The organism is Corynebacterium tuberculostearicum, assembly GCF_030229345.1.
Taxonomy (GTDB): domain Bacteria; phylum Actinomycetota; class Actinomycetes; order Mycobacteriales; family Mycobacteriaceae; genus Corynebacterium; species Corynebacterium tuberculostearicum_G.
This window is the reverse complement of record NZ_JASPGP010000004.1, coordinates 1-26,460: the sequence shown is the minus strand read 5'-3', so window position 1 is coordinate 26,460 and position 26,460 is coordinate 1. Positions and strand designations below refer to the sequence as shown.

Here is a 26,460-nt window from a genome sequence, read left to right as displayed (position 1 = left end):
AGAAAGGCCTGAGCAGGGGAGCCGGCCGCCTAAACTACGGACACGGACTGGGCCTGCTCGCCCTTCGGACCGGAGCCTACCTCGAAGGTGACCTGCTGGTTTTCCTCTAGGGTGCGAAAGCCGCTGCCCTGGATCTCGGAGTAGTGGACGAAGATATCGCCTTCGCCGTCCGCGCGCTCGATGAAGCCGTAGCCCTTTTCAGAGTTAAACCACTTAACGGTTCCTTGTGCCATGGTGTGCAGTCCTTTTCTTGATTGGCGGTGCGGCGATTCCGCGCCGAGGGGTTCGGTAAATGCGTCCTTTAGCAGTACCTTAAAGTGTAAACACCGCACCAAGACATCATTGGCCTCATATAAGTGTGACACGTTCCACGCCAAAGCGATAGGCCTAACTCATGAGGGGGTAGAAATTGGCTCACCCGGAAACGGATAATCCCCTGGGAGAAGAGCTCCTCGAGTTCATCCAGCGCCGCCTCGATGAGTCCACTCTCACATTTCACACCACCCTGCCGCCGCAGCGCGCGCAGTATGCCGAGTGGCCCGAATGGGTGCTGCCGGAGTTGAAGGAGAAGCTGGTCGAAGGGGGCGTCGGCAAGCTGTATAGCCACCAAGCCGAGCTGGCGCAGGCGGCCTGGGCCGGCGAGGATACGGTAATTTCTACCGGCACATCCTCGGGAAAGTCCCTGGGCTACCAGCTGCCCATCCTGAGCCGGCTGGCGCAGGAGCCGACCGCCTGCGCGCTGTATCTCACCCCGACCAAGGCGCTGGGCTCGGACCAGCTGCAGGCGGTGCTCGAGCTGTGCCGGGGCATTCCGGCGCTCAAGGGCGTGGTGCCCTCGCCTTATGACGGCGATACGCCGCAGGAATCCCGCGCGGGCGTGCGCGATCATTCGCGGTTCATTTTCTCCAACCCAGATATGGTGCATATGTCGCTGCTGGCGGCGCACGCGCGATGGGCGCGGCTGCTGCGGCACCTGGAGTTCATCGTCATTGATGAATGCCATTCCTACCGGGGCGTTTTTGGCGCGAACGTGGCGCTGGTGCTGCGGCGCCTGCTGCGCCTGTGCGCGCACTATGGCTCGCGGCCGACGGTAATTTATGCCTCGGCCACCATGAAGGACCCAGGCCGGCACGCGCAGCGCCTTACCGGCCGGCCTGCCCGCGCGATTACGGAGGACACCGCCCCCACCGGCGCGCGCACCGTGGCGCTATGGGAGCCGGGCTTTATCGAGGGGGCCGAGGGCGAGCACGGGGCGCCGGTGCGCCGCGCCGCCACCACCGAGGCGGCCGAGATGATGGCCTCCTTCATCGCCGAGGGCGCGCGCACCATGACCTTTGTGCGTTCGCGCCGCTCGGCCGAGGTGGTGGCCATGCGCGCGGCCGAGGTGCTCTCCGGTAGCCTCGGCCGGCCCGATTTTGCCCAGCGCATCGCCGCCTACCGCGCCGGTTACCTGGCCGAGGACCGCCGCAAGTTGGAGCGCGCGCTTGACGACGCCTCCTTGCTCGGCGTCGCCACCACCTCCGCCCTCGAGCTGGGCATCGACGTCGGTGGGCTCGATGCCGTGGTCACGGCCGGTTTCCCGGGCACCGTCGCGAGCTTTTGGCAGCAGGCCGGGCGCGCCGGCCGCCGCGGGCAGGGCTCGCTCGTGGTGCTCATCGCCCGCGATGAGCCGATGGATACCTACCTGGTCCACCACCCCGAGGCCCTGCTGGGCCGGCCGGTGGAGGCCAGCGTATTCAACCCGGCCAATCCGTATATCCTCTTCGGCCACGTCTATTGCGCCGCGGTGGAAACGCCACTGGATGATGCCACGATTGCCGCTTGGGGCGCGCAGGATGTGGTTCACCAGCTGGCCGAATCTGGCCTGCTGCGCCGCCGCGAGCGCGGCTGGTTCGCCGTGCCCGTCCCTGCCCATTCACCGGAGGAACTCTCGCCCGAAACGGCGCATACCGCGGTGTCGCTGCGCGGCGGGGCAGGCGAGGAAGTCATGATCGTAGATTCCTCCGACGGCCGCCTGCTCGGCACCATCGACGCCGCCCGCGCTACCAGCCAGGTCCACCCCGGCGCGGTGTACCTGCACCAGGGCGAAAGTTTTGTCATCGAGGAGCTCATCCTCAGCGATTACCTGGCGCTGGCCCGGCCCGAGGCCCCGGACTATTCCACGACTCCGCGCTCCACCACGGATATCCGCATCCTGCGCGAGGCCGATAACCTGGTCAATTACTCCCCAGGGCTGTGGGTGGCGGACGTGGAGGTGGAGGTCACCGACCGCGTCACCGGCTACCAGGTGCGGCTTGCCGATGGCACCATTGGCGACGATATCCCCCTCGATCTCCCCGAACAGCGCCTGGTCACCCGGGCGGTGGCCTACACCATCGATCCGATGGCGCTTTCCGCCATGGGTGTGACGGCCTCCGATACGCCCGGCACCCTACACGCGGCCGAGCACGCCGCCATTGGCCTATTACCGCTTATCGCCACCTGCGACCGCTGGGACATCGGCGGCGTGTCCACCGCGCTGCACCCCGATACCCAGCTGCCCACCGTCTTTGTCTACGACGGCCACCCCGGCGGCGCCGGTTTTGCGGAAGAAGGCTTCCGCCGCTTCCCCGAATGGATCGCGGCCACCTTCGAGGCGGTGCGCTCTTGTCCGTGCGAAGCCGGTTGCCCGTCGTGCGTCCAGTCGCCCAAGTGCGGAAACGGAAACAATCCGCTGAGCAAGGACGGTGCCATCAAGCTACTGGGTGCGCTGGTCACCATGACGCAGGGCTAGCCTCAACTTAAGCGGTTTTGCCTTCTTCTTCATTTACTCGTTGCGCCCGCGCGTATTCATAGTCGGCGCTGCGCTGCAATAGCTCCTCACGCCGATGAGGAAACCGCTCCAATATTATGCGCTGAATTTCCGCCGCTGCACGTGCGCGAGTGCGCCGCACTTCAGGATTCGGCTCGTAAAAAGGCGAGCCTTGCGGATGCCTCATGGAGCATCGCCTCTTTCTTCTTTCGGGGCAGATTTGTCGAGCTCACCCTCTTTAAACTCTTGGGCAAAATCCCACAGCGTGTTGATAAAAGGGGAATCTCCTTCAACGTCCGATAATAATCCCAGAATTGTGGGGAGAAAATACCATCCAGTAATTCATTCGGCGGTATTCCCGCCAAGCGATGAAGCCTGCTACGGCTGCCACCGCGGTGGGGATAAGGCGCACTACTGCTTCCTGCCAGGTCATACCGGCCCGGCCTTCGCTTGAGTGGACCGGCCACGGACTGTGGCGGTGACAATGACATCGCGGCCGGATTCGGAGCAGGTTTCTAAGGTGGCGTTGTTGAGCGCGGCGGTATCGCGCGCGGCGGCACAAGCATCTTCACCCGTAGCGAGGGCCCAGGCACCGGCAACCGCCGCGAGGTCGGCCGCCACTTGGGCCTCGTGGCGCGCGGCCACGCGCGAGCCCACTGCCGCCACGATTAGCAGGAGGCTCACGATGGCGACGATGATGCCGGCCGCGGCAATGGTGGCATAGCCTTCCTCGCCGCAGCGCCTCGGCCTACTCATTTCCGCCCACCTCGGCCGGAAATACCGCCTCGGAGCGCATGGTGCCGACGGGGGCATCGACGCTTACCGACGCCCTCACCAACCCACCGCTTTCCTCCACGCTGACCTGGGCATCCTCGCGCGGGGGATGGTATTCGACGCCGATGGCGTGCGAACGCGCGGCCGCGCCCGCCATGTCCACCGCGGCGATATAGGATGCCAGCGTGGCAATGGCACCCACGATTCCCGCCGCGACCAAGACCAGGGAGCTTAAAGCCAAGGCGGCCTCGATGGTCACGGAGCCATCGTCATCAAATACCCTGTGCATCATTCCTCCTTTCTGCCGGCGGGTTGGGCCCGCCGGCCGCGGTTAAAGAGCGTCGCTAGCTCGGGGTATTCGAGAGGGCGTCGGTAATGATGCCCTCGATGGCATCGACCACCCCGCCGCCGTTGATGACCATGTAGAGCACCCCGGCAAGCGCGGCGGCCGCTAAAGATCCCATGGCATATTCGATGGTGCTCATCCCCTCGTCATTACGGATGAGCTGGGAATACTTATTTAGTGCGTGCATGATTAGTGTCCTTTCATGTGAGGTTTAGAGAAGTTGTGCGCCCAAACTGATAACTACGGGCGCAAGTCCTAGAACGATGAATGCTGGCAGGAAGCACACCGCCAGCGGGAGGGCGATAAATACTCCTGCGCGCTCCGCCTGCGCCGTGGCGTGGGCGGATGCTTCCGCGCGCAAAGAAGTACAGATTCGATGGCACCCGGCCGCGATGGTGGCGCCGGATTGGCCCGACATGATGACAAGCTGCGCTAAGTCCTCCAGCCCCGCATGGCCCTTCATGTGGCCCCACGCGGAGTGCGCGGGAACGCCCACGCCGAGCAGCGCGGCGACGGTCTCCCACAGTTCCTTGGTCTGGGCATCCGCGGTGCGGGCCACCGCGGTGGTGGCGCCATGTACGGATAGCCCTGCGGCCAGGCACGCTGCGAAGAGCTCGACGTCGCCAGCTACTGCCAGTGGATCCAGCGGTACGGCGGGCTTGAGCTTGCTTATCAGTCCCCCGCGCGCGGTCGGGCCATCGCGCGGGGTCTTGGCGGTGGTCTCGGTTGCGCTGGCAGGTGCCAAGCGGGCGGTGTGCGATGGCAGGCCGACAAGGGCGGCGAGGGCGATAAAGATGAGCGGGGTCATGCGGCCGCCTTCCGGATAATGACGCGCGACCAGGCGAATCCGCCGCAGGCCAGCGCCACGCCCACCACGAGGAGGATGCCGCCTAAACCGCCGCCTAAAAGGAAGCCGAGCGAGTTGGCGCCCATGGCCCCGCCCATGGCGATGCCGGCTATGGGCAGGCACGCGAGCACCGTGGCGGTGGCTTGGGGGCCTTGCAGGCTAGCGGAGGTGGATTGCTGGTGGCGTCGGGAAGCGTCGAGGCGGCTTTGGGCTTGGTCGAGCAAGCTGGCCACCGCAATGCCGTGGTAGGTGGAAAGCTCTAATAAGTGACCTAAGCGGTGAAGCTCTGACAGGGCCTTGCCGCCCTGCGCTTCTGTCAGCGCCATGTGCGGCGGCGCACCGCGCGCGGCAAGGGCGGCCGTGGACTCTAGTGCTGTGGATACCTCGCGCGGGGTGGTGGCTGGCAGGGACTCCACGCCGCGGGCGAGCGCCCCAGCCAAGGTCGCCCCTGCGCGCAGGTCTGCGGTGACCACGCCCAGGTAAGCGGCCAGCCCCTCGCGGCCACGCCGCTCCGCCCGCGCGGCCACAATATCCTTCGCGTACCAGGACACGCACCACGCGATAATGGCGGCAGCGATGGCGATGCTGATGCGTCCCACCGAGTAGAAGACGAGGCTGCCGCAAAAGACTGCGCCTAAGATCACCACCGAGCTGGTCTGTGCCCGGCGCGTGGCTGAGGCCAAGCGGCCGGCACTCGAGGGCGCGGGTATAAGCAGCGCAGCGGCAAGGATGAGGTAACTAAGCATGGCTGGCCTCCCCGGCAGGCTCGCCCAGAAGCTGCGCGGAGAATTCCGCGAAGCCGTCTGCCGGGCCATCTTCGGCGCTCCAGATGATGCGTGGGGTCACTGGGTTTCCCTCGAGCAAACCGATATGGGCGAGGCGGCGGCCCTGCGGGGTGCGCTCCATGGTCAGCACCATGTGCACAGCCGCCGCCAATTGCGAATGCAGCGCCGCGCGGTCCAAGCCGCCGAGGGCGGCGAGCGCCTCCATGCGGGCTGGTACTTCAAAGAGGGAATTGGCGTGCAGCGTGCCGGCGCCGCCGTCGTGGCCGGTGTTGAGCGCGGCGAGGAGGTCCACCACCTCGCGGCCGCGGATCTCGCCCACCACGATGCGGTCCGGCCGCATGCGCAGCGCTTGGCGCAGCAGTTGTGACATCGTGACCTCGCCGCTTCCCTCCGCGTTGGCCCGGCGCGAGACCACGCTGACGCAGTGCGGGTGGTGCGGAGAAAGCTCGGCGGTGTCCTCAATAACAAGGATGCGTTCGCGCTCGGAGACGGTTCCCAAAAGTGCGGAAAGCAGGGTGGTTTTGCCGGAACCGGTGCCGCCGATGACGAGGAAGGAAATCCGCTTGTCCACCACGGCGCACAGCAGCGCCGCGATGTCTTCTGGCACCGTGCCATTGTCTACGAGCTGGGGCAGGGTGGTCTGAGCTTGGCGCAGTACGCGCAGGCTCAGGCAAGTCCCGGCCACCGCGGGCGGGCTTAGCAAGGCGTGGACGCGCAGCACGACACCATCGGGGCGAGTAACGCGGCCATCGGCAAAGGGCTGCGCATCATCGAGGCGCGTGCCTGAAGCTGCCGCAAGCCGGCTGGCCAGCTGGCGGACCTCGGCATCATCGCGGAAGGTGATATCGGTGCGCTCAAGGCCTTCGCCGCGGTCCATGAATACCGCGTGTGGCCCGTTGACTACGACGTCTGTGACACCCTCGCGCCCCAGCACCGCATCGAGCGGGCCCATCCCGGTGGCGTCTTGGCGCAGGCGGCGCAGCAGGTCGAGCACTGCAACGTCACTAATCACGCCGGCTTCTGCGCGAATGCGCCGGGCCAGGGCTGCCGCATCATGCACCAATTCGGGCTCGGCGGCAATGATGCGCTGCATCTTTTCCAGCGTTTCTTGTGCTGCTTTATGCTCGCTCATGCGCCGACCTCCTCGAGGACCGCGCGGGCGGCCTTGCGCAAGGGTGCGGGGAGGCGCTGCGGCAGGCCGCCGATTTCTACGGCGCGGGTGAGGCCCCGGAGCGTCGGCAATTCTGCCAGCACCGTGCTGTGGACGATGCGTTCTACTTCCGCCGCGCTTAACGACGCCCACTGGCGTTGCCGCAGCACCACCACGCACCTGCGCCGCGCGGCATCGAGACGCACCAGGAGTTGCGCGGCCGACGCTGCCGATCGCACCTCCGCGGCCACCACGATGACCACGTGAGTACAGGCATCCGGGATAGTCTCCGGGGTGCAATCCACCACGCATACCCCTTCGCCCGCATGGGCCGCCCCTACCACCCGGGCAAGCAGGTCTTTTTCCAAGCGGAAGGGATCCGCGACGGTGCTGCGCGCGGCCGAGAGCACCGCTACTCCATCAGGCGTGGAAGGCAGCGCGCGGTAGAGATCGGCGGCATCGATGCTGCCATCGCCCACGGTAAGCTCCGGCCAGCGCGCCCCCGGTTCCGCTTCTACGCCGAGCAGGAGGTCGAGGCCGCCGGAGTATGGGTGGGCGTCGATAAGCAGGGCGCGACCGTCGGCTGCGCACTGGGTGCGGGCCAGCGCGGCCGCGAAGGTAGAAGTACCCACCCCACCGCTCGCGCCCACCACAGCGATGGTCGCGCTGCCCGGCCGCGCTTCCTGCGGCGCGCCCGCCGCGGCGATGCTCGCCAGCAACTCCTTCACCTGGGCGGGGATGATAAAGGCGCTCTCCGCGTGGCAGGCGAGCGCCGCCTCGTAGTCAATCGGTCCGGGATCCGCAGCGAGGAAAAGCACGGGCGCAGGCGCGGTGTGGGTGCGCTGCGCTGCTGCCACCACGCGGGCCATCAAGGAATCAACTAGTACCGCATAGGCGCCGGGCAGGCTGCGTGGGATATCGCGGGGATCGGTTACGGTCAGCACATCGTGGCTGGTCGCAGCCGCGGCGTGAACGGCCTCGGCGCGCAGCGCTTCGTCACCAATGGCGACGACGATGACGGTGGAATCAGGGTGTAGTGCGTTCATGCCTCATAGCCTGAAACAGTCGCGCAACCGCAGCGAGGCTCTGGCAGCAGCGCTGTGGATAACCCGCCCGAAGTCACCATGTGGACCTAGTTTGGTTGTCGTTTCAACCAAAAATCTGTGGATAACCCGCTCCGCACGGTGGTAGATATAGGTGACGGCCCGCGCATCGGGGGGGGTGTGCGCGCGGGCCGTCAGTAACCCGGCCTCGGGGGGTGAGCCGGGGCAGGCCGCACAGTATATCGGGGCCTTGCACGCATTATTATGACATGTTCGCCACCCAATCACAACAGCTAACAGCAGATTTCCACGGTCACGGCGCTGACCTGCACCGAATGCATGTTCACTCAGCGCCACCCCCACGCGGGTTCCCAATCCCACATTAGTGGCATACAAATCACCGTTAACGTCAGCCACTTCTACACCAGCAAGCGCTGAGGGCGGCTACACTCGGCAGCACATCATGCCTACTTCCCGCGAGCCCCGTCATCCCCGCCGCGCCAGCGCAACCCGCACCGGCGGCGACCCCGCGCGCACCGCGGCGTTTTTCGATCTCGATAAGACCATCATCGCCACCTCCTCGGCCTATGCGTTTGGCCGCGAGTTCCTCCACAACGGGCTCATCTCGCCGGCCGAAGCACTGCAGCTCTCACTTGCTAAGGCCAGCTATATGTTTTCTGGTCTAACCAGCGAAGGCATGGATTCCACCCGCGACCAGCTCACCACACTGGTCACGGGCTGGTCCGTGGACGAGGTGCGCGCCATCGCCCGCGACACCATGCATCACGTGGTCACGCCCTTCATTTATGCCGAGGCCCGCGAACTCATCCGCGCCCACCGCTCCGCTGGCCACCACGTGGTCATCGTCTCTGCCTCCGCGGCCGTGCTGGTGGACATCATCGCAGAGGAACTCGGCGTCGAGCACGTCATCGCCACCGAATTGGCAGAGGAAAACGGACGTTTTACCGGCGAGGTGCTCTTCTATTGCAAGGGTCCCACTAAAGCGGAGGCCCTGGAGCGGACCGCAGCGGCAGAAAGCATTGACCTTGCTGCCAGCTACGCCTACTCGGATTCCGCGACGGATATCCCGATGCTGGAAAAGGTAGGCCACCCCGTCGCCGTCAACCCTGACAAGCAATTAAAGCGCCACGCCCTCGCCCACGAGTGGGAGATCCGCTCCTTTAAGGACCCGGTGCCACTCCTGCCTGCACCGACCGCCAAAGAAATTGGAATCGGCGCCTCCGTTCTGGCGGGTACCGCAGCAGTTATTGGCGCTGGCCTGTGGCTCGCCCAGCACCCGGGCCGCCCCGGCCCGCCCAAGCGGGGCCCACGGCGCGCCTCCTAGGCCGCGCGGGCAATCGCGTCGGCTTCTTTGCCGCCGGCGGTCCAGGCGGCGAGGTGGGTTAAGAGGGCGTCGGCAAGCGCGGTGCGGTAATTGCCCACCGCGGCGGCATACTCGGCGCGGTGGCGGGTGTAGTAGACCTCGGGCACGGCGAAACCGCGCGGGTCAAAGCCCGTATGCACCGCGGCGAGGCGGGAGGCAACGCGGGCGACGAGGCCACTGCGAGGGCCAAAGAACTCGCCGGCGGCAATCTCGGCATGGACCACACTCGGCAGCAAGAGATCGAAAGCGGGACCGCCACCCTGCGCGATGAGCCGGCCTAGCCCTTGCAAGCGCGCACTCTCGCCGGCCGGAATGCCAGTACCGCCCGCCGCTACATCAATGCGCGCCAGCACCTGCAGCGGTGCCCGGGCAAAGGAGCGCACCGTGCCATCTAAGAGTTCCGGGGCGGCCACGGAATAGGCGCTGACAGCGCTGGCCAGCGGACCTTTTTCCATATCTTCCGGTCCCGGATGTGGGGGGATGGCGTGGCCGTCCAGCGCCACGCTGGCACGGGCGCCGCGCATGAGGGACTCCGCAGAGATAACCTCAAACTTGCGCAATCCTGCAGGTCGGCGGTGTGCACGAGCAATGGCAGCGGCGGCCTTTTCTGCACTTTCTTTCACCCCCGGCAGGCGAAACAGCGGGGATAACGCGTCATTTTCTGACATATCCATTAGGATAGCCGTGGAAGTCCCTAAGTATGCGTGGCACCATGGGATAATAGTGATTCCATTATTATTGGGGACATTACAAGGTTTAGATAAACGCGAGGAGAATTAATCGTGAGCAACGATGGACTTTTTACCGACGGTACTGATCAATTTGCACCGAAGGTGAACTCTATCCCTTTGAGTGACGTGGATACGTCCTCGTCCGAGACCTCGGTAGGCCAGCTGGTCTCCAACGCCACCGAGCAGATGTCCCAGCTCGTGCGCTCCGAGGTGGAGCTAGCCAAGACCGAGCTGGCAGAGTCCGCTAAGAAGGGCGGCATCGGTGCAGGCCTCTTCGGCGGCGCAGGCACCATCGCGCTGTATAGCTCCTTCTTCTTTTTCTTCTTCCTGGCCGAGCTTCTCGCCGTCTGGCTGGACCGCTGGGCTGCGTTCCTGATCGTCTTCTTGATCATGATCGTCCTCGCCGGCATCCTGGCTTTCGTTGGTCTGAAGAACGTCAAGCAGGTCAAGGCCCCGCAGAAGACCATTGACTCCACCAAGGAGCTCAAGAACCTGGTTCCGGGCAAGGCGCAGAAGTCCCTGGACCGTAAGAACACCCACGGCCTCTACACCTAAACCGGCAGGCGCCACGCGTACGTGCACCCCTCTATCCGCCCTAGCTAGCCTGGGGCGGATTTTGTGTACTTCCTCCCCTTTTCTCTACCGTTTCTGCCCCAACTATAGAAAGGCGGCACCATGGCCTTCGCACCCCTGCCTCCCTCAACGGTGGAGCTGGATGGACCTTATGCGCATGAGTTCGTCCACACCCGCGGCATCCGCCTGCACGTCGCCACGGCGGGCGATAGCACGCAGCCACTCGTGGTGCTCATCCACGGCGCTTTTGGCGGGTGGTTCGATTATCAGGACGTCATAGCGCCGCTTGCCCAACGCGGCTTCCACGTCGCGGCCGTGGATATGCGAGGCTTTGGTATGTCCGATAAGCCGCCCATTGAGGCGGGGCAGGATATCCGCACCTTGGTGGGCGATATTAGCGGGCTCATTCAGGCCTTGGGCCATGACGATGCCTTTGTGGTGGGCGCCGATACGGGCGGCGCGGTGGCGTGGTGCTTGGCGGCAGAGCGCCCTGAGCGGGTGCGCGGCCTGGCCTCCATTTCCGCCGCCCACCCGGTAGATCTGCGCCGCGCGATTGCCGCCCGGCCGTGGGATTTTGGCTGGATTAACCTGCGCTCGCTGCTGTGCCGCCTGCCGCGCGTTACCCGCGCCCAGAACCTACTGCTTAGCCCGCGCGCCTACCGCAAGGAGCTGGAGCTGGATACGGGGCCTTTGCTTGCCGACGCCACCCTAGACCGCATCCTCGATCTCCGCCTGCGCGCCTCCCGCATCGGCAGCGTCCGCCGTGGAATCTTGTGGAACCACCGCATGCGCACCGCCGTGGTTCCCTTGACCTGGGTGGAACTGGCAGTAGAGCGCCCCGTACTCTTCATCCACGCCCAGCAGCGACTGTGGAACCCTGTGGTCCGCCGCGCCGCCTCGCGCGCCCGCCGCGGATTCACCGCCACGACCGTCCCCGGCGCGAAGAACCTTCCGCACCTGGAAGCACCGGCGGATTTCGTTTCCATGCTGGCGGCCTGGCTACAAGAACATAACTAGTGCGCCACGCACTCCCCGGTATCAACCGGGTGGGTAAGCTGCGTGATGTCTCCGATCTGGGCGTTGACCTCATCGGCGGTTAAGGCATAGCCCGTCTCGGAATCATCCACCGAGGCGCCGAAGACCACGCCGAGGACCTCGCCGGCCGTGTTGACCAGCGGCCCGCCGGAATTTCCTTGTTGGATCTTGCCGCGCACGGTGTAGGAATCGCGTTCCACGCGACCATGCGAGTAGATATCCGGGCCGGAAATGGTGATGCGATCGCGCACGCGCGCCATCTCAGCGTCGAAAGGCCCGGAGTGCGGGAAGCCCATGACCATGGCATCATCGCCTGTCTGGGCCGGGGCCTGGGCCCATGGCAGCGGATCGATGCCCAGGTCGCGCGAGTGCAGCACCGCCACATCCACATCCGGGTTGTAGTAGACCACGGTCGCGTCCTTGAGACCCACCTTGGTATCCAAGCGCACGGTCTGCGTGCCGGCCACTACGTGAGCATTGGTGATCACGTAGTCATCGGCCGCCACGAAGCCGGAACCCATGAGGCGGCGGGAGCACTCTTCGGCGTCGCCAAGCACGTGAATGATAGACGGCCGCATGCGCCGCACCATCTCCGGATCCTCCACGTCTGGGTCCGGCTCTTCTACTTCCTCGGTGCTAATCGAGTTTTGCCACGGCGAGACTAGCGGCGGCAGGCCGGACTCGTTGAGCATCGCCGCCACCCCATTGGGCAGCGACGCTACCTGCGCCGGCGCGGCCGAGTTGAGGTTGCCCAAGATGCGGGAATCGCGCAGGCCCTGGCCGGCCACCCCACCTAAGTTGGTGGCCACGGGGATAGAAATGAGCCAAATAACCACCAAGGCGGCAAAGGCTTGAAAAACCGCACCCACGGCGGAATCAAGGCGCTGCGTCTTGCGCGCCTTCATGCGATCGCGCACGCTGCCACCCAACGAGGATCCGATAAGCTGCCCGACGCCCACAAAAAGCACCAGGATTCCCACTAACAGCAGCAAGCGCAGCGAGGGCTGATCCACCAAGCGCAGGGCGGCCGGGGCCACAGCAATGCCTAGCACTACCCCAGCGCCCACACCGATGGAGGCCAATACCGCCGCGAGGGCGCCATTGCGCCACCCACTCAGGAGCGCAATGAGGACGGCGACCACAATCAGGCCGTCAACGATGAGCGCAGGAGTCATGGCTATGGGTTCTTTCTATCTGGGGTTTAAGACGTATGCGTACCGCGGCACCAGCGGTTAGGACATCTTCTCATTATTGCGGGAGTTTGTGAGGGAGTCACGCAGGTCCATGACTGAATTGTTATCCCATGGAATGCTCCACCCGGCGTGCTGCAATAGTGCCGAGAGCACGCCGGCGGTAAAGCCCCAAATGACGTAACCATTGGCGTGAAATGCTGGTCCTTGCCATTTTCTAAAGCCCACCATGAAGCGGTTGCGCGGATCGGCCAACTCCCGGATAGGCACGAGAAACACGTCATCGGTTTCATCGGGGCTGGCGGGATAGACCTCCCCCGGCTGGGTCCAATGCGCCAAAATGGGGCTCACCGGATTGCCGGTGGCGCGGATATGCAGCTGCTCCCACTGCTCCAGCGGGGTCACGGAGTTGCGCTGCAGGTCCGTTTCCTCCCAGGCTTCCCGCAGCGCGGTATCTACCAGGGAGGTATCGGCGGGATCCCGGCGGCCGCCGGGAAAGGCAATCTGGCCCGAGTGCGAGCGCATGGACGGCGAGCGATGCGTGAGCAAGATGCTGGCCTCCTCCGCGCTCTCACCGCTCAGCAGCATGAGCACGGCCGCTTCCCGCTTGACCGGCACCTGCACATTGGTGCCATTGAGGGACGAAGCCTGGCGGTTGCCAATGAGCTCTTGCACCTGGCTGGGGTCTACCCCCAGCGCCGGCTTGAGCCATTCTGGCGTGCGCTCGGGAAGGAGTTGACTCATGCCGCAATCGCCTCCTCCACGGCCTTTTCAATCTCCGCTGCGGAGCTAAACGGCTGCGCAAATTGCTTGCGCACCTCGCCGTCCTTGAGCACCACGGTGACCGGCACCACGCCCGGCAGGCCCAGCTCACCGGCGAACTTATTATCCGAATCTTGGAAGCTCGGCAGCTCCACGCCCAGGTCATTCAAGAAGGCTGCACCACTTCCCGCGTTCTTATCCGCGTGCACGCCTACGACCTGCCAGTCCGGGTGCGCTTCCGCCACATCCTGCAGGTAGGGAAGTTCCGCGCGGCACGGCTCGCACCACCACGCCCACACGTTAACCACGGCTACGCCCTCATCGGCAGGTTTTCCGGCGGCCGCACCACCTAAACACTCCAGCTCTACCCCAGCCACGGCACCGGCCGGGCAGTCCGGACGCTGCGGGACTTCTTGCGGGGGAGCCTCGCTTGGCGACGCCTCCTCGGATCCGTCCCCACCCCGCAACTGCGAGACCCCAGCTACCGCAATGACGGCAATGAGGATCGCGGCAATTACCGTGCCAAGGACGTAGTTCTTCATACCGTTAGCCTAGCGCCCACGAGCGGCTGGACACATATCCCGCAGAACGCATGCTTCGCATTCCGGCGTGCGCGCATGACATACTTGGCGCCCGTGAAAGATCACGCGGTGTGAAAACATCGTCCACTCTTCCTCCGGCACGAGCTTAGCGATGTCCCGCTCAATCTTGACCGGCGTCTTCTCCCCCGTCAGCCCAAGCCGCTGCATGAGGCGGCTAAAGTGCGTATCCACGGTCAGTCCGGGGATCCCGAAGGCATTTCCGAGCACCACCAGTGCGGTCTTGCGACCAACACCAGGCAGGCTGGTCAGTTCCTTGACTGTGCGCGGGACCTGCCCTTGAAAATCAGCCACCAGTTTCTCCCCGATACCCAAGAGGTGTCCCGCCTTGGCGCGCTGAAAGCCCAACGGCCGCAGGATGCTCTCCAAATCCGAGCGCTGCGCGGAAGCATAATCCGCCGCCTCTGGGTAGCGGGCAAAGAGTTCAGGGGTCACCGAATTCACGCGTTCATCCGTGCATTGTGCGGAAAGAACGGTGGCAATGAGCAGCTGCAGCGGGGAGTCATAATCCAAGGCACACCGTGCATCCGGATATTCCTGCGCCAAACGCCGATTTACTTCCGGTGCGCGTAGCTCCGGCGCGCTGGCCGCTGACAGTGCTGAATTCATGGGGTTTAGCTTAGTAGACTAGGAAAACATGATTTCACTCGTGATTCTGGTACCACTTGCCATCGCCCTTTTCGCCCTCCTTATGGAAAAGCTCGAGGCAGTCGTTTTTGCTGACTAGGCCGCAAAACTGCTGGCCTGAACCGTGCACTAGCACGAGTAGAGTTTCTATAGTGTGACAAAATTTCTGTGAAGTACCAAAAGTGACCAATTACACTGTAAGATGAAACGCGTTACACAGTGACCCCGCTTGTTCCGCATTGTCGAGTGCATGAAAGACCGCACCCAGATGTGGCACAGGCTCATCTATGGACTTTCGTAGTCGACATCCAAGGAGTAAAACGTGGAAGGCGTACAGGACATCCTCTCCCGCGCCGGAATCTTCCAAGGCGTTGATCCCGTTGCAGTGCAGCACCTTATCGAGCAGATGGAGACCGTGCGCTACCCGCGCGGAACCACCATCTTCGACGAAGGCGAGCCTGGTGATCGCTTGTACATCATCACCTCGGGCAAGATTAAGCTCGCCCGCCACGCCCCGGATGGCCGCGAAAACCTCCTGACCGTCATGGGCCCATCCGATATGTTTGGCGAGCTGTCCATCTTCGATCCGGGCCCGCGCACCTCCTCCGCTGTGTGTGTGACCGAGGTTCAAGCCGCCACCATGAACTCCGAGCTGCTCAAGAAGTGGGTTGGTGACCACCCCGAAATCGCCCAGCAGCTGTTGCGCGTGCTGGCTCGCCGCCTGCGCCGCACCAACGCTAACCTGGCTGACCTCATCTTCACCGACGTTCCGGGCCGCGTGGCCAAGACCTTGCTGCAGCTGGCTAACCGCTTCGGTGTTCAGGAAGGCAGCGCCCTGCGTGTAAACCACGACCTCACCCAGGAAGAGATTGCCCAGCTGGTGGGCGCTTCCCGTGAGACCGTCAACAAGGCGCTGGCTACCTTCGCGCACCGCGGTTGGATCCGCCTCGAGGGCAAGTCCGTGCTCATCGTCGATACCGAGCACCTCGCCCGCCGCGCTCGCTAATACCGCGCCAGCCCGCTACCCCGCTTCGGCGGGGTTTCGCTGGTTTTGCCCCCTTAACCAGTTCCGCACCACACTTGTGGCCACAGTACGCTCCACACCGCACCGCCTGCGGGCCTTTCCGTGGCCAAACGTTGCCCCTGCGCGCCTCCTGCCTCAGCCCACAAACACAGTTAAGCCCCTCTTCCCACCAAAGAGGAAGAGGGGCGAACGGAGACAGGCTTATTTAGCCTCGCCGTCCAAGTACTTCAGCGCGGTGCGCGTGGACTGCTCCGCAGCGTGGCGCAGCACCGGGTCCACGTCGTCATACATCTCGTTGACCAGGGTATTCAAATCCACATCATCGCCTAGGCGGGAGCGGATCTCCTTAATCTGGTCAAGGCGGTAGTGGCGGCGGTCAATGTACTTGCGGGCCACCTGAGAGGTGTCATCCAAGTCCGGACCGTGTCCTGGGAACAGCGCAATATCCTTGCCGCGCTCTTCCAAGGTGTCGAGGGTGTGCAGGTAATCGGCCAAGTTACCGTCCGTCTCCGAAAGGAGAACGGTGTGGCGGCCGGCGATGGTGTCACCAGAGATAATGCCTTCGAGGCGGGAATTTCCTACCTCCTCGCTCCACACAAAGAAGCAGGTGGAATCCGCGGTATGGCCTGGGGTGTGCACGACCTCGAGACTTGGGGTGATGCCATCGAGGGAGATGTGCTCGCCGTCCTGAAGGGCCTCGGCACCATTGCAGTAGCTCGGATCGAAGGCGCGGATGGGGGCGCCGGTCATCTGCCGCAAGCGTTGTGCGCCCGAAGCGTGGTCATCGTGGCGGTGGGTAATCAAAATCAAAGCCACCTCACCTGCGTTGCGGTGCACAACGTTGAGATGGCCTTCATCCTCGGGACCCGGATCCACGACGATCGCCCGAGAGTCTTCAGCGGCGCGAATAATCCACGTATTCGTACCCTCAAGGGCGGTGTAGCTGGGGTTATCACAAAGGACTACGCCAACGGATTGGCTGACGGGACGCAATTGACTATATGCGGGGTGCTCCATAGTTACTAGCCTATCCGATCAAGCAGCAATTTCTACGATTAGTTCGATCTCTACCGGGGCGTTTTTAGGCAACGCAGCTACGCCCACGGCGGAGCGAGCATGCTTTCCAGCATCCCCAAAGACCTCACCGATGAAATCGGAGGCACCATTGATAACTACCGGCTGGTCGGCATAGGCCGGATCGGAGGCCACAAACCCCACGATTTTTACCACGCGGGAGATATTGTCCAGGCCAACCTCGGCATCGATAGCGGCAAGGGCATTAAGCGCCGCGATGCGTGCCTGTTCCTGGGCTTGTTCCGTGGTGAGATCGGCGCCAACCTTGCCGGTCAGCGGCAAGGAACCCTCTACGAGGGGAAGCTGGCCAGAGGTCCAGACCTGATCACCCACGCGCACGGCCGGCACATAGGACGCTAGCGGCTTGGCGACGCCCGGTAGCTCATACCCCAACTCCCGCAAGCGAGCATGAAAGCCCATTTACTCTGCCACCTCGCGCTTGAAGTAGGCCACGACGTTTTCCGGGTTAGGACCCGGGGTGACGGTGACCAGTTCCCAGCCATCTTCACCCCAAGAATCGAGGATCTGCTTGGTGGCGTGAGTAAGGACAGGTGCGGTTGCGTATTCCCATTTAGTCATGGGGCCCATTCTAACTATTAAATACGCCCCACGCCGTCTAAATTCTTAAATCCCGACGAGCTCGCCACCTTGGGCCAAGTAGTGGGCCCAATCCGTGATGTGGGGGTTCTTGCGCAGCAGGGCTCGGCGCTGGCGCTCGGTCAGCCCGCCCCACACGCCGAACTCGACGCGGTTATCCAGGGCGTCGGCGCGGCATTCGGTCAGTACCGGGCAGTGGCGGCAAATAACGGCTGCCTTGCGCTGTTCCGCACCGCGAACGAATAGGGCATCCGGGTCGCCCTTGCGGCATTTGGCCTGGGTGACCCACTCACCACGCTCGGGATTTCGGGCTGTATTAGACATTCCAGCAGTCTTCACACGAACGGTCATGGGTGAGTGTGCTCCTTCCCAGACGGAATACTATGTAACGCATCTGAGTCTATTCATCCTGGTGGAAGATTGTCTAACACGTCACACTTTAGGGGGTGCGAGTGATCTTCCACCTACCAAGGGCGACCACGTAGGGTATGGGACGTGACTGTCATCAAATCTTTGGCCAAGATAGCCCTGTCTACGGTCTTGGTAGGCGCGCTCATCGCCCTGGCTCTTGCCCCCTTCGCGGGCATTTCCGGTGTGGCGATTGCCCGCACTAACGAAACCATGCAATCTGACCTGCAAGATCTGACTGCCGGCAATATCCCAGGCGTCACCACGATCAAAGACGCCAAGGGCAAGGACATGGCCTATGTCTTCAGCCAACGCCGCCACCCGGTGGAGAGCAAGAAGATCTCTAAGGCCATGAAAAACGCCATCGTCTCCATTGAGGACGAGCGCTTTTATGATCACGAAGGCGTGGACTTCCAGGGAAACTTCCGCGCGCTGTGGACCAACCTAACCTCGGGTGGCGTTTCCCAGGGCGCCTCCACCATCGATCAGCAGTACGTGAAGAACTACCTATTGCTGGTTTCTGCCACCACCGATGAAGAACGGGCCGCGGCCACCGAGCAATCCGTAGCACGCAAGCTGCGCGAGATGCGTATGGCCACCAAGATGGATGCGGAATTGGATAAGGATGACATCCTCACCAATTATCTCAACCTGGTGTCTTTTGGTAACCATGCCTATGGCGTCGAGGCGGCGGCCCGCACCTACTTTGGCACGCATGCTTCCGAGCTCACGGTGCCGCAGGCAGCGATGCTGGCCGGCATGGTCCAATCCTCTGAGCGCCTCAATCCCTATACCAACGCCGAAGAAGTAACCGAGCGGCGCAACCTAGTCCTGCAGTCCATGGCGGATAACGGCCATATCAAGCAACAGGAAGCGGATAAGTATAAGGGGGAGAAGCTGGGCGTCGGCAAGAAGCCTAAAACGCTAGCCAATGGCTGCATCGGCGCCGGCGACCGCGGTTTCTTCTGTGATTATGTGCTGAAATACCTGGATAAGAAGGGCATTAGCGAGGAGCAGCTGGCGCGCGGTGGCTACACCATCAAGACCACCCTGGACCCAACGGTGCAGGATAAGGCCCTCGAGTCCGTCCAAAGCCATACCAATCCGGATGCCCCGGGCGTGGCTGAAGTCATGAACGTCATCAAGCCCGGTAGATCGGACCGCAAGGTACTGGCCATGGTCTCCTCGCGCGACTATGGCCTGGACCTAGATAAAAATGAGACCATCCTGCCGCAGCCCTACTCCTTAGTGGGCAACGGTGCAGGTTCCGTCTTCAAGGTCTTTACCGCCGCGGCCGCGCTCGAAGCGGGCTATGGCATCAAAAACACCGTGGATGTGCCGACCCGCTACGAGGCGGAGGGGCTGGGCCACGGCGGCGCCGCCGGCTGCCCGGCGGACCGCTACTGCGTGGAAAACGCCGGTGCCTACAAAGCCACTATGACGCTGCAGGAAGCGCTGGCGCACTCCCCCAATACGCCGTTTATCAAGCTCACGGAGCAGGTAGGCGTGGCACCCATCGTCGATATGGCCGTGCGATTGGGCCTGCGCTCCTACGACGACAAGGGCAGCTTTGATAAAGAGACCTCGATTGCCCAGCACACCAAGGAGGCCAACTCCGGCTCCTTCACCTTGGGCCCGGACCAGGTCAACCCGCTGGAGCTTTCCAATGTGGGTGCCACGCTGGCCGCGGATGGCAAGTGGTGCGAGCCCAACCCCATCTCCCAGGTCACGGATAAGGAAGGCAACGAGGTCTATCTCAAGGAAACCCCGTGTGAGCAGGCCGTTGATAAGGACGTAGCCCGCGCGATGAGCAATGCCCTGTCCGAGGATGCAAAGCAAGGCACCGCCAAGGATGCCGCCCAGGCGGCCGGTTATTCCAGCCCAATTGCGGCCAAGACCGGTACCACCGAGTCCAACCAGTCCTCCGCGTTTTTGGGATTCAACGAGGGTATTTCCGCCGCGCCGTATATCTATAACGATGGCACCTCCACCGTCCCGCTATGTACCGGGCCGGTGCGCCAGTGCGCGGGTTGGGGCAACCTCTACGGCGGCTTGGAGCCGGCACAGACCTTCTTCAGCATGGCTACGCAGCTGCCGATAGCCACCAAGGCCGGGCTGCCGAATTACAACAAGAAATACGACAACGGCACCACAGCCGATAAGACCCTTGATAGCCTGCGTGGCAAGTCCGAGGCCGAGGCCCGCCAGACCTTGGAGTCCAAGGGCTACGTGGTCAAGACCTCCCGGGTCATTGGCGGCAATGTTCCTTATGGCCGCGTGGTTCGCGCGATTACCGGCAAGGACGGCAAGAAGAAGGGCGCGGAGATTACGCTGCAGCTTTCCGACGGCGCCGGGGCCTCCCAATCCCCCTCCTCCGGCGTGGCCGACGCCAACTCCACCGGCGCACAAAATAGCACCGGCGGCGGTAATGCCGACGGTGCTACGAGCCCGAGCCGCTCGACTGGCGACACAGGCGGCAGAACGGACAACGGCGGTGGCGGTACCGATACCGGCGGCGGGTTCTCGCCGGAAGACTTTGGCATCCGCCAAGAGGACATCGATAGCTTTGCCAACGACGTCCGCAGTCTGCTTGGCCGCTAAGCCTCGCCCGTTGCGGTCTCGCCCGCTTTAGCTCAGCTGGGACTTGACCTCGGCGGACAGGCGCTTACCATCCGCCTGACCGGCGGCCTTGGCATTGGCCACCTTCATTACTGCACCCATCTGCTTCATGGTGGGTGCTTCGCCGTTTTCGGCCTCTACCTCCGCGATAGAGTCCTTCACTAGGGCCTTAAGCTCGGACTCGTCCAGCTGGCGGGGTTGGTAGGCCTCGAAGAAGGGGACGTCGGCAAGCTCGGCTTCCGCCAGCTCCGGACGGCCGTTGTCCTCATAGACCTCGGCGGACTCGCGGCGCTTTTTAATCTCGCGCGCAATCACCTTGAGGATATCGGCGTCCTCCAGCTCATGCCGGGAGCCATTGGTCTCCTCGGCCTGGATGGCGGCCAGCAAGGCGCGGATGGCGCTGGTGCGCTGCTTCTCCTTGGCCTTCATTGCGGTTTTCAGATCTGCACGGATGGTTTGCTTTAGCTCGCTCATGCCTATCAATGTACGCCAGGTAGTGTGGTAGCCGTGAAACTTTTACGTATTCTTGGCGGCCTCACCGCTGCCGGCCTGGGCGCCGCGGCATGGGGCTATAGCGAACTGACCAAATTCGAGCTCAAGGAATATACGCTCCCCCTCCTGCCCAAGGGCACGCTGCGCGGTAAGCAAGAATTTCGGCTGCTGCATCTGTCCGATCTGCATATGATTCCGGGCCAGGAGACCAAGATTGCCTGGGTTTCTGCCCTCGACGCCCTAGAGCCGGACCTCGTGGTCAACACTGGCGATAATCTCTCCGATCAGCAGGCCGTTCCCGATACGCTGCGCGCTCTCGGCCCTTTGCTGGCCCGCCCCGGCCTCTTCGTCTTCGGCACCAATGATTACTGGGCACCGCAGCCGGTCAACCCTTTCAAGTACCTGCTGGGCAAAAAGCGCGAGCCCTCCTATGTGGACTTGCCGTGGCGCGGCATGCGCGCCGCCTTCTTGGAGCACGGCTGGCGCGATGCCAACCAGGCCCGGCATGAATTCAAGGTGGGCAATGTCCGCCTTGCCGCCGCCGGCGTGGACGATCCGCACCACGATCTGGATGACTACTCCGAAATCGCCGGCCCGCCCAACGAGGACGCGGATCTGTCGCTGGCGCTCCTCCACGCCCCCGAGCCCCGCGTGCTGGAGAAGTTCGCGGACGACGGCTACCAACTCTCGCTGTCTGGACACACCCACGGCGGCCAGATCTGCCTGCCCGGCTCCCGCGCACTGGTAACCAATTGCGGCATCGACCGCGACCGCGTGCAGGGCCTCCACGACTTCGGCCCGATGAAGATGCATGTTTCCAATGGTCTGGGCACCTCCAAATTCGCCCCGGTACGCATTTTCTGCCGCCCTTCCGCCACTCTGCTGAAAATCACCGAGGTGGACTAAACCCAGCCACCTGCCGTTTTGTTGATTGCGCTCAGCTTGCGTTAAAGTATCCAGGTACCGCTTTTCAAGGCGGAACGCCGGGATATGGCGCAGGTTGGTAGCGCGCTTCGTTCGGGACGAAGAGGTCGCAGGTTCAAATCCTGTTATCCCGACCAGCAGCCCGCAGCTTTGCTGCGGGCCTTTTTCGTTGTTACGCCAGCATCCCCGTAAATAGCGCCACGGCAACCAAGATGGCGGAGAAAATCCACGCAATTGGGAAAGCCAGCTTGAGGTATTTACCCATCTGACCTTCCGCAAGCCCCAGCGCCAACCACAATGCAGGAGAGAAGGGCGAAACAAAGGTGCCCACCACGTTGCCGATAATGAGCGCGCAAGCCGCACCCATGCCGCTGACCCCAAAGCTTTCAACAGTTCCTTGAACAATTGGAAGCACTGAGAAGTAATAAGCATCCGTCGAGGTCAACAAATCAAGCGGCACACCGAAGAAGCCCACAATCACATGGAGGTGCGGTGCGACGCCCTCTGGTAGAACGTTCACTAATGTCAGTGCGATTTCCTCAAGCATCTTGGTTTCATTGAGGACACCCAAGAACATCGCGGCTGCAAGGATCACGCCTGCCATGGCCAAGGCGTTTGGCGCATGCCGTCGCAGAGCCTCGCCCTGCTCCATGGGACCACTGAAATTAATAGCCAGAGTGATGGTCGTGGCAATGAGAAAGGCTGGGGCGGGCGGGACTACGCCCGAGAGCAAGGCCACCAAAACGGCAAGTGCAACGACAATGTTGATCACGGTTACCCAGCGCCCTTCGCGGAAGTGGTAGCCCAATTTATGCTGTTCACGTGCCTGTGCAGCAGCGAATTCATCCGCCAACGCATTCACGTCCACTGCAGTACCACCTGCTAGTTCTCCGCTTTCGCGCAGGCCCGCTATGCGTCGCTGTTCCCGCCATCCCAAAAGCGCAGCCAAGAGGAATACCAGCACAATCGCCACGCCTTGAATAGGCAGGAGTTGCACCCAGATGGCATTGGGCTCCTGATCGACCACAGCACCGGCGCGGCCCAGCGGGCCGCCCCAAGGAACCATGTTCATAACCGAGGCAGCCATCGCCACAATGGTAATGAGCACATAGCGCGACATGTTCAGCGCACGGTAGAGCGGCAAGAGAGCCGGGATGGTGATGAGGAAGGTAGTAGAACCCGATCCATCAAGGTGCGCCACTACACCAATCGCTGCAGTGCCCAGCGTTACGGCCATGATCCTTCCCCGGGTGGCCTTGATGAGCGCGCGAATGACTGGGGTAAACAGGCCGACGTCTTGCAAAATGCCGAAGAAGATAATGGCGAAGATAAACATCACCACGACGTTGATGACGGAATTTAAGCCCTCGCTGAAAAAGTCAGATATTTCACCTAGACCAAATCCACATATTAAGGCGCCAACTACGGGTACCAGGGTCATGGGGATAATGGGATTTACTCGGCCGCGGATCAAAATTCCCACCGTCACGAAAATGATGATGAGGCCCATGGCCGTGAGCCCGAGCGAGGTCTGCATAGTGCTCCTTAATAAGTCGACAACTCACCATGTCCTACGCTACGAAAGTAGGCGAGTGTGACTCAGATTAAACCCCAACTATCGACAGCGCTACCACCACCCCCAAAGTCAACACCGATTTAAATTGAATTGCCTATAGATAATCGTCACCGCGAAGCAGTTCGCACTGCTTGAAAAAGTCCCCACCCCAGCAAAAGCATTCAAGGAATTGCACGGATTTTTCCGCGAAAAATTGCAGCTAGGCACCCCACATATGGGAAACGACGCGGTGCCCCTACAGCGCCGCGTCGTCCCTATTCCCTATCACTCACAACGGATTGGAGAAACCGTTCGCCTACCCCCTAAGTAGGCTTTGTGAGCAAGACCAACTGTAGCACTCGCACAATGCAAACGGTAGCGCGAATCAAAATTCCCAGTTTCCACCAATGTTTCTTATTCTTAGGTGTGCTTTTTCAGACCTAATGAACCGTAGGTTTGAATTTTCCTGTGGATGGAGCCCACCACTTTGCACTCAGCCCAATGAGAGTGATGGCGAGCAATACCGTAACGCCGGTCCACAACACGGCCTGTTCGCCTTCGTTGCCCGCGGTTGTGACGGCCGCGGTAGTCCAATTCAGCGGCAAAAGATAAGAAACAATCTGCCAAACCTTAGAAACACCGGCAATTGCCGCGGATTTCCACAGCCAACCCACCAGCGCGGTCTGGCCGATGCCAAACAGCGCCGCGAGGATGCTGCCGGCAGTAATACCGCATAGCCCGAGTAGGCCGCGGGTGATGGCCGCCATGGACAGCGCGCCTAGAAGGAGCGCCGCGCCGGCCCACACCGCCGCCACAGGGGTAAATCCGGTGGCGAGCACAAAGAGGAGGATTTCCCCGATGGCGACCGCGGCCAGCGTGCCGCCGAAGACCGTCAACCATGGGCGGATCCCCACCTGCCAGGCCACACCGGCCGCGGCGCCTGCGAGCAGGACTAAGGCCGAGACCAGCATCGCCACAATAGGGCTGAGCAGATGTGCCGGGCCGTCGGTCGCGGTATGCGCTGGCGGCAGGGCACGCTGAATGTCACCCACGTTGGTCTGGTTTTGGGCTGCCATGGTGGAAAGCTTGCCGGCGCCGTCGTCAAGCTTGTCCACGCCCTCCTGCGCCTCACCGACGCGCTTGTTCAACTCCGCAATTCCTTCATTGAGCTCCTGCGCACCGGATACGGCCTGGTTCACGCCATCGTGATAGGCATAGCCATTGACCGCCAACTGATTGGATAGATCGCGCGAGCCGTCCTTGAGCTTCTTGAGCTGATCGGTCACCGAATTATCCAGGCGGAAATTATTCACCTGTGCACGGAGATCGCCCAGCTGCGAGCGAATTTCCTTCGCTTCCTTGGACTTATTGCCTTCCAGGTCACGCATAGTGCCATCGATGGCCTGCAGAATCTGCCCTTGGACGGCACCGAGGCCCACCACCTGGTCCACGGCACCGCCGACACCATTGGCCAGCTCCGTTGCGCCGCCACCGAGCGTATTAGTTCCGGACTGCAGCTGATTGAGGCCGGCTACCAGTTCTTGGGAGCCCGTCGCCAGCTTGTCGACGCCCCCTCCGAGCTCATCCGCCCCCTTATTCAGCTCTCCCGTGCCGTCGTCAAGCTGCGTGGCACCCGATTTAAGCATGCTCGCCTGTGCCTGCGCGCGGCTGGCCGCCTCGGCGGCTTCCTTCACCTCTGGAGAGGCGGAATTTTCCCGCGGCGCTCCAAACGGCTGCGCGGCGCTAGACCAGGTGTGGGCGGGTTCCCACTGCGCAAGGCCCGCCACCGCAGCGCCAATAATGAGCGGCAGGGCGAGCAAGAGGATCAGGAGGACGCTGCGCCACCGGGAGGGGGACGCAGCGTCTGGGGAGGCAAGGCGTGAGGTCATGATACTGAACCTATCCTTGCAGGTCACTCCCCTGTTGCAGGCGCGCCGAACACCCCCGCATTGGCAGTTCCTCTACGATATATGGCATGTCCCACAATTATTCCCTATCCCCTTCCCGCTACCTCGCCGCTGCGGCCGTCGCGCCGCTGTGTTTCAGCCTTGTTGCCTGCTCCAACGACGCCGATACCTCGGCAGAACCGGAGTTCTCCGACGCCACCGCCGCTAGCTCCTCGGCCGAGGAGACCTCATCCGAAGAAACCACGAGCGAGCCCGCTACCTCGGAAGCCGAAGACACCGCCACCGAGACCGCGGCGGCCGAGCCCACTTCTGCGGAGGCAGCTCCCGCTGAGGACACCGCGGAATCCGGCAACGCAGAAAGCGAAGCCCCGGCCGCCGTACCCGCCGACACCGGCCGCGGCGATTGCTCCCCAGAAGCGCTACAGCCCGCAGCTCCCACCATGACCAATATCCGAGTCAATAACTGCGATGGCCAATGGGCCCACTTTGGCAAAGACAGCACGGACTGGACCGCCTGGGCGCGCTACGAGGGCGGCCAGTGGGTAGCCATTGAATCCATTGGCGAGGCAACCTCCGGCATGGCCGCCCCGTGCTACGACGTGGATAAGTGGGCCGCCGAGGGCGCTCCCGCCTTTGTTACGGAAAAGATGCGCCGCTGCGACTAGCCGCACAGCAAGAAACCGCCCCCGTACCGTGCAGTAAAGCAACTCGTGAACTGCTCCCCATTAGTTGGACTGAGAAATCAGTTGCCAACAACTAGTGGGGAGCATTTTCTTTGAGAGCACGTAGTTCGCTGAGTGAAGTTCAGCGTGAGCAGTTAGTGGAGCTTTTCGAGCAGGGAATGGGTTGCCGAGCCGCTGCTCGTGTTGTCGGTGTCTCGAGAGACGCAACGCGTAGACTTTATCGCCGTTTCCAACTGCGTGGCAGACTATGTCTCGTGGAGAAACCAAACAAGCAGCACTACTCCTTCGAGGCGAAGAAGGAAGTTGTAGAACGTCATCTTGCGGGTGAGTCGATGATGGATCTTGCCCGAGAGTTCAATCTTTCATCCGACCACCTCGTCAAGGACTGGGTGGCTAAGTGGCGCAGAGGCGGCGACGAGGCTCTGCGCCCGAAGCCGAAGGGCAGGCCCAAAGGATCGGCTGCGCCGAAACGCCTCACGGAAGAGGAAAAGCTTCGCCGCCAGGTTGAGCGGCTGGAAGCGGAAAACGCCTACTTAAAAA

The 26,460-nt window shown here is 62.6% G+C and carries 29 protein-coding genes, 1 tRNA gene and 1 pseudogene; 10 read left to right on the top strand and 21 right to left on the bottom strand.

Annotated elements, in window-relative coordinates; translation table 11 throughout:
- Nucleotides 1–29: 29 nt before the first annotated feature.
- The gene (locus QP884_RS03870) at nucleotides 30–233 is read right to left on the bottom strand and encodes a cold-shock protein (protein WP_204610420.1); all 204 of its coding nucleotides are present in this window, start codon (nucleotides 231–233) and stop codon (nucleotides 30–32) included.
- A 176-nt stretch (nucleotides 234–409) separates the two neighbouring features.
- Between QP884_RS03870 and QP884_RS03865 the strand changes: the two genes are divergently transcribed.
- Complete coding sequence (locus QP884_RS03865) at nucleotides 410–2,773, top strand: Zn-binding domain-containing protein (protein WP_284820807.1); 2,364 nt, start codon at nucleotides 410–412, stop codon at nucleotides 2,771–2,773.
- A 7-nt stretch (nucleotides 2,774–2,780) separates the two neighbouring features.
- Here QP884_RS03865 and QP884_RS03860 read toward each other — a convergent pair whose 3' ends face one another.
- From QP884_RS03860 to ssd, 8 genes are all read right to left on the bottom strand, one after another.
- Complete coding sequence (locus QP884_RS03860; RefSeq protein WP_005327148.1) at nucleotides 2,781–2,978, bottom strand: hypothetical protein; 198 nt, start codon at nucleotides 2,976–2,978, stop codon at nucleotides 2,781–2,783.
- Between the two features lie 242 nt (nucleotides 2,979–3,220).
- Nucleotides 3,221–3,547 (bottom strand): Rv3654c family TadE-like protein, encoded by a 327-nt coding sequence (locus QP884_RS03855; RefSeq protein ID WP_284820803.1) that lies wholly within the window; start codon nucleotides 3,545–3,547, stop codon nucleotides 3,221–3,223.
- A complete protein-coding gene (locus tag QP884_RS03850) occupies nucleotides 3,540–3,854 on the bottom strand; it encodes a hypothetical protein (protein ID WP_005323101.1) in 315 nt (104 codons plus the stop codon). The genes QP884_RS03855 and QP884_RS03850 overlap by 8 nt, the downstream gene beginning before the upstream one ends.
- Nucleotides 3,855–3,909: 55 nt before the next feature.
- A complete protein-coding gene (locus QP884_RS03845; RefSeq protein ID WP_005327144.1) occupies nucleotides 3,910–4,098 on the bottom strand; it encodes a DUF4244 domain-containing protein in 189 nt (62 codons plus the stop codon).
- A 24-nt stretch (nucleotides 4,099–4,122) separates the two neighbouring features.
- On the bottom strand, nucleotides 4,123–4,719 hold the full coding sequence (locus tag QP884_RS03840) for a type II secretion system F family protein (RefSeq protein ID WP_284820802.1): 597 nt from the start codon (nucleotides 4,717–4,719) through the stop codon (nucleotides 4,123–4,125).
- A complete protein-coding gene (locus QP884_RS03835; RefSeq protein ID WP_284820801.1) occupies nucleotides 4,716–5,504 on the bottom strand; it encodes a type II secretion protein F in 789 nt (262 codons plus the stop codon). The genes QP884_RS03840 and QP884_RS03835 overlap by 4 nt, the downstream gene beginning before the upstream one ends.
- The gene (locus QP884_RS03830; RefSeq protein ID WP_284820800.1) at nucleotides 5,497–6,675 is read right to left on the bottom strand and encodes a TadA family conjugal transfer-associated ATPase; all 1,179 of its coding nucleotides are present in this window, start codon (nucleotides 6,673–6,675) and stop codon (nucleotides 5,497–5,499) included. The genes QP884_RS03835 and QP884_RS03830 overlap by 8 nt, the downstream gene beginning before the upstream one ends.
- A complete protein-coding gene (ssd, locus tag QP884_RS03825; RefSeq protein WP_284820798.1) occupies nucleotides 6,672–7,739 on the bottom strand; it encodes a septum site-determining protein Ssd in 1,068 nt (355 codons plus the stop codon). Before ssd ends, QP884_RS03830 begins: the two co-directional genes overlap by 4 nt.
- A 460-nt stretch (nucleotides 7,740–8,199) precedes the next feature.
- On the opposite strand from ssd, the gene QP884_RS03820 reads away from it, so the two are divergent.
- Nucleotides 8,200–9,081, top strand: a complete 882-nt coding sequence (locus tag QP884_RS03820; protein WP_284820797.1) for an HAD family hydrolase — start codon at nucleotides 8,200–8,202, stop codon at nucleotides 9,079–9,081.
- On the opposite strand, the gene QP884_RS03815 is transcribed toward QP884_RS03820, so the two are convergent.
- The gene (locus QP884_RS03815) at nucleotides 9,078–9,794 is read right to left on the bottom strand and encodes a hypothetical protein (protein ID WP_005323119.1); all 717 of its coding nucleotides are present in this window, start codon (nucleotides 9,792–9,794) and stop codon (nucleotides 9,078–9,080) included. The two genes, QP884_RS03820 and QP884_RS03815, sit on opposite strands and share 4 nt — an antisense overlap.
- Nucleotides 9,795–9,902: 108 nt before the next feature.
- On the opposite strand from QP884_RS03815, the gene QP884_RS03810 reads away from it, so the two are divergent.
- Together QP884_RS03810 and QP884_RS03805 are read left to right on the top strand one after the other, a co-directional pair.
- Nucleotides 9,903–10,406 (top strand): phage holin family protein, encoded by a 504-nt coding sequence (locus tag QP884_RS03810; protein ID WP_005323120.1) that lies wholly within the window; start codon nucleotides 9,903–9,905, stop codon nucleotides 10,404–10,406.
- A gap of 120 nt (nucleotides 10,407–10,526) precedes the next feature.
- Nucleotides 10,527–11,441 carry an alpha/beta fold hydrolase gene (locus QP884_RS03805; RefSeq protein WP_284820795.1) on the top strand — a complete coding sequence of 305 codons (915 nt, stop codon included), beginning with the start codon at nucleotides 10,527–10,529 and terminating at the stop codon, nucleotides 11,439–11,441.
- Here QP884_RS03805 and QP884_RS03800 read toward each other — a convergent pair.
- Genes QP884_RS03800 through nth form a run of 4 tightly spaced genes read right to left on the bottom strand, consistent with a single transcriptional unit; the run spans nucleotide 11,438 to nucleotide 14,619 of the window.
- Nucleotides 11,438–12,634 (bottom strand): MarP family serine protease, encoded by a 1,197-nt coding sequence (locus tag QP884_RS03800; protein WP_284820793.1) that lies wholly within the window; start codon nucleotides 12,632–12,634, stop codon nucleotides 11,438–11,440. The two genes, QP884_RS03805 and QP884_RS03800, sit on opposite strands and share 4 nt — an antisense overlap.
- A 57-nt stretch (nucleotides 12,635–12,691) precedes the next feature.
- Nucleotides 12,692–13,393, bottom strand: coding sequence for an NUDIX hydrolase (locus QP884_RS03795; RefSeq protein ID WP_284820791.1), 702 nt, complete (start codon nucleotides 13,391–13,393; stop codon nucleotides 12,692–12,694).
- On the bottom strand, nucleotides 13,390–13,953 hold the full coding sequence (locus QP884_RS03790) for a TlpA family protein disulfide reductase (RefSeq protein WP_284820789.1): 564 nt from the start codon (nucleotides 13,951–13,953) through the stop codon (nucleotides 13,390–13,392). The genes QP884_RS03795 and QP884_RS03790 overlap by 4 nt, the downstream gene beginning before the upstream one ends.
- Nucleotides 13,954–13,962: 9 nt before the next feature.
- Nucleotides 13,963–14,619 carry an endonuclease III gene (gene nth, locus QP884_RS03785; RefSeq protein WP_284820787.1) on the bottom strand — a complete coding sequence of 219 codons (657 nt, stop codon included), beginning with the start codon at nucleotides 14,617–14,619 and terminating at the stop codon, nucleotides 13,963–13,965.
- Nucleotides 14,620–14,959: 340 nt separating this feature from the next.
- On the opposite strand from nth, the gene glxR reads away from it, so the two are divergent.
- Nucleotides 14,960–15,643, top strand: a complete 684-nt coding sequence (gene glxR / locus QP884_RS03780; protein ID WP_005323128.1) for a CRP-like cAMP-activated global transcriptional regulator GlxR — start codon at nucleotides 14,960–14,962, stop codon at nucleotides 15,641–15,643.
- Between the two features lie 219 nt (nucleotides 15,644–15,862).
- On the opposite strand, the gene QP884_RS03775 is transcribed toward glxR, so the two are convergent.
- The 4 genes from QP884_RS03775 to QP884_RS03760 are packed head-to-tail and all read right to left on the bottom strand — an operon-like array spanning nucleotide 15,863 to nucleotide 17,683.
- A complete protein-coding gene (locus QP884_RS03775) occupies nucleotides 15,863–16,678 on the bottom strand; it encodes an MBL fold metallo-hydrolase (protein WP_040424920.1) in 816 nt (271 codons plus the stop codon).
- Between the two features lie 18 nt (nucleotides 16,679–16,696).
- On the bottom strand, nucleotides 16,697–17,155 hold the full coding sequence (locus QP884_RS03770) for a RidA family protein (RefSeq protein WP_284820786.1): 459 nt from the start codon (nucleotides 17,153–17,155) through the stop codon (nucleotides 16,697–16,699).
- Nucleotides 17,156–17,314 carry a DUF4177 domain-containing protein gene (locus QP884_RS03765; protein WP_005323131.1) on the bottom strand — a complete coding sequence of 53 codons (159 nt, stop codon included), beginning with the start codon at nucleotides 17,312–17,314 and terminating at the stop codon, nucleotides 17,156–17,158.
- A 45-nt stretch (nucleotides 17,315–17,359) separates the two neighbouring features.
- Nucleotides 17,360–17,683 carry a WhiB family transcriptional regulator gene (locus tag QP884_RS03760; RefSeq protein WP_005323132.1) on the bottom strand — a complete coding sequence of 108 codons (324 nt, stop codon included), beginning with the start codon at nucleotides 17,681–17,683 and terminating at the stop codon, nucleotides 17,360–17,362.
- 144 nt (nucleotides 17,684–17,827) lie between these two features.
- On the opposite strand from QP884_RS03760, the gene QP884_RS03755 reads away from it, so the two are divergent.
- On the top strand, nucleotides 17,828–20,341 hold the full coding sequence (locus QP884_RS03755; RefSeq protein WP_284820785.1) for a transglycosylase domain-containing protein: 2,514 nt from the start codon (nucleotides 17,828–17,830) through the stop codon (nucleotides 20,339–20,341).
- A gap of 27 nt (nucleotides 20,342–20,368) precedes the next feature.
- Here the strand turns inward: QP884_RS03755 and QP884_RS03750 are convergent, their stop codons facing one another.
- Nucleotides 20,369–20,833: a GatB/YqeY domain-containing protein gene (locus QP884_RS03750; protein ID WP_049377313.1), complete on the bottom strand. Its 465-nt coding sequence runs from the start codon at nucleotides 20,831–20,833 to the stop codon at nucleotides 20,369–20,371.
- Between the two features lie 33 nt (nucleotides 20,834–20,866).
- On the opposite strand from QP884_RS03750, the gene QP884_RS03745 reads away from it, so the two are divergent.
- Together QP884_RS03745 and QP884_RS03740 are read left to right on the top strand one after the other, a co-directional pair.
- Nucleotides 20,867–21,757, top strand: coding sequence for a metallophosphoesterase (locus tag QP884_RS03745; protein ID WP_284820784.1), 891 nt, complete (start codon nucleotides 20,867–20,869; stop codon nucleotides 21,755–21,757).
- Nucleotides 21,758–21,835: 78 nt separating this feature from the next.
- Nucleotides 21,836–21,912 (top strand) — tRNA-Pro (locus tag QP884_RS03740).
- Between the two features lie 35 nt (nucleotides 21,913–21,947).
- On the opposite strand, the gene QP884_RS03735 is transcribed toward QP884_RS03740, so the two are convergent.
- Nucleotides 21,948–23,312 carry a CitMHS family transporter gene (locus tag QP884_RS03735; RefSeq protein ID WP_284820783.1) on the bottom strand — a complete coding sequence of 455 codons (1,365 nt, stop codon included), beginning with the start codon at nucleotides 23,310–23,312 and terminating at the stop codon, nucleotides 21,948–21,950.
- A gap of 458 nt (nucleotides 23,313–23,770) precedes the next feature.
- Nucleotides 23,771–25,219, bottom strand: coding sequence for a hypothetical protein (locus QP884_RS03730; protein WP_284820782.1), 1,449 nt, complete (start codon nucleotides 25,217–25,219; stop codon nucleotides 23,771–23,773).
- An 86-nt stretch (nucleotides 25,220–25,305) separates the two neighbouring features.
- Between QP884_RS03730 and QP884_RS03725 the strand changes: the two genes are divergently transcribed.
- Both QP884_RS03725 and QP884_RS03720 read left to right on the top strand, forming a co-directional pair.
- A complete protein-coding gene (locus QP884_RS03725) occupies nucleotides 25,306–25,902 on the top strand; it encodes a hypothetical protein (protein ID WP_284820781.1) in 597 nt (198 codons plus the stop codon).
- Between the two features lie 246 nt (nucleotides 25,903–26,148).
- Nucleotides 26,149–26,460: pseudogene (locus QP884_RS03720) on the top strand (helix-turn-helix domain-containing protein); the annotation flags it as partial.